Consider the following 1,814-nt stretch of genomic DNA (forward strand, 5'->3'; position numbering starts at 1 on the left):
CGATCATTCCGCCGCGGCGGCGATAGTGTCGTTGTGGAATTCCTCGCGATATGGCCGTGCGGTCGGCGGCAGCTCGCGCTTGAGGAAATAGTCCTCGTTGCGCAGCTGGCGCAGGAAGACCGGGATCATCTCGCGGTAGCCGGCCAGGATCGACGGTGTCGCTTCCGGCAGATCGTGCTTGATCAGTTCGTGCAGCCTCGGCAGCGCATGATAGGGCACCATCGGAAACATGTGATGCTCGACATGGTAGTTCATGTTCCAGTAGATGAAGCGGCTGATCGGGTTCATGTAGACGGTGCGGCTGTTCAGCCTGTGGTCGGTGACATTGTCGGCCAGGCCGCCATGCTGCAGCAGCCCGACCATGACATGGTGCCAGGCGCCGTAGAGCCTGGGCAGGCCGACCAGCATCAGCGGCAGGAACGAACCGGTGTAGAGCGCCAGCCCGACGGTGGCGGCATAGATCGCCGTCCAGATGCGGGCGACGCGGATCGCCTTGGGCTGTTCCTGTTCTGGAATGAAGGTCTTTTCGGCGGCGCTGACGGTGCCGGCGGCGTTGCGCAGCATATCGCTCATCGCATGCCAGGCGTCGAGCACGCCGACGAAGCCCAGCATGGCGCGAACCAGATCCGGCGGCCGCATCACCGAGATTTCCGGGTCGCGGCCGACGATGATGGTGTCGGTGTGGTGGCGCGTGTGGCTCCAGCGCCAGGTCACCGGATTGCGCATGATCATGAAGCAGGCGATCTGATAGACCGCATCGTTCATCCATTGCGTGCGGAAGGCGGTGCCGTGACCGCATTCGTGCCAGCGTGAATCCGTCGAGGAGCCGTAGAGCACGCCATAGACGAAGAAGAACGGCACGCACCACCATGTGCCCCAGAGCCAGGCGCCGCCGGCGCCACTGACGGTCAGGGCGGCGAACCAGATCGCCGTATCGCGGATCGCCGGCCCGTCGGAGCGCTGCATCAGCTCCTTCATCTGCTTGCGCGGTATGTCGGTGTGATACCACTCGGCCGCCGACAGGCCGGTCTCGACGGCGAGCTTGGCGTCGCGGCCGATCAGGCTGTAGTCACGCCGGGACGGCGCAGTGGACATGATTGCCTCCCTCGGCAAAGGCATCCGCCAGAGCGAATGCCATGAAATCCCTTGGCTTCGGGCGTCAAAGTAACGCCGACTGATGATAGACTCAACATCATAAAGATAGTTTCTATCATTTCCCATCAGGATGATGTACGAAGGGCTCGAGCAAACCCGACGAGGCAAGCATGGTGAAGCGGCCGACAATATCCGATCTGGCGCGCATCTCGGGCGTCAGTGTCGCCACCGTCGACCGCGTGCTGAACAACCGGCTGCCGGTGCGCGAAGAGACAGCGCGCCGCGTCTACGAGACCGCTACCGACATCGGCTACCACGCCGCCGGCCTTATCAAGCAGCGCATGCGCCAGGAGTTGCCGGAGTACCGCCTGGGCTTCCTGCTGCTGCGGGGCAACGATGCCTTCTACGGTGACTTCGCGCGGGAACTCGAACTGGCCATCTCTCAATCGCAGCGCTTCCGCGGCGTTGCGAGCATCGATTTCGCCAGCTCCCTGGCTCCCGACGAGATCGCCTCCCAGATGCGCAGGCTGGCGGCGAAATCGAGGGCCATCGCCGTGGTCGGTCCGGACCATCCGACCCTGACAGCGGTCGTGGAAACCTTGAAGGCGAGAGGGCAGCCGGTCTTTTCGGTGCTGTCCGATTTTGCCGCCGGCATCCGGGAGGGCTATATCGGCCTCGACAACCGCAAGGTCGGGCGCACCGCCGCATGGATGATCTCC

Annotated in this window: 2 protein-coding genes; one reads left to right on the plus strand and one right to left on the minus strand. The window is 63.7% G+C overall.

Features of this window, described 5'->3' with window-relative positions; genetic code table 11:
* Positions 1-3: 3 nt before the first annotated feature.
* A complete protein-coding gene (locus ENZ75_RS30680; protein ID WP_063169774.1) occupies positions 4-1,095 on the minus strand; it encodes a fatty acid desaturase family protein in 1,092 nt (363 codons plus the stop codon).
* Positions 1,096-1,265: 170 nt separating this feature from the next.
* On the opposite strand from ENZ75_RS30680, the gene ENZ75_RS30685 reads away from it, so the two are divergent.
* On the plus strand, positions 1,266-1,814 hold a 549-nt coding region (locus ENZ75_RS30685; protein WP_164888135.1), incomplete at its 3' end, for a LacI family DNA-binding transcriptional regulator.

It is taken from the genome of Mesorhizobium sp. M7A.F.Ca.CA.002.04.1.1 (assembly GCF_004022805.1).
Classification (GTDB): domain Bacteria; phylum Pseudomonadota; class Alphaproteobacteria; order Rhizobiales; family Rhizobiaceae; genus Mesorhizobium; species Mesorhizobium ciceri.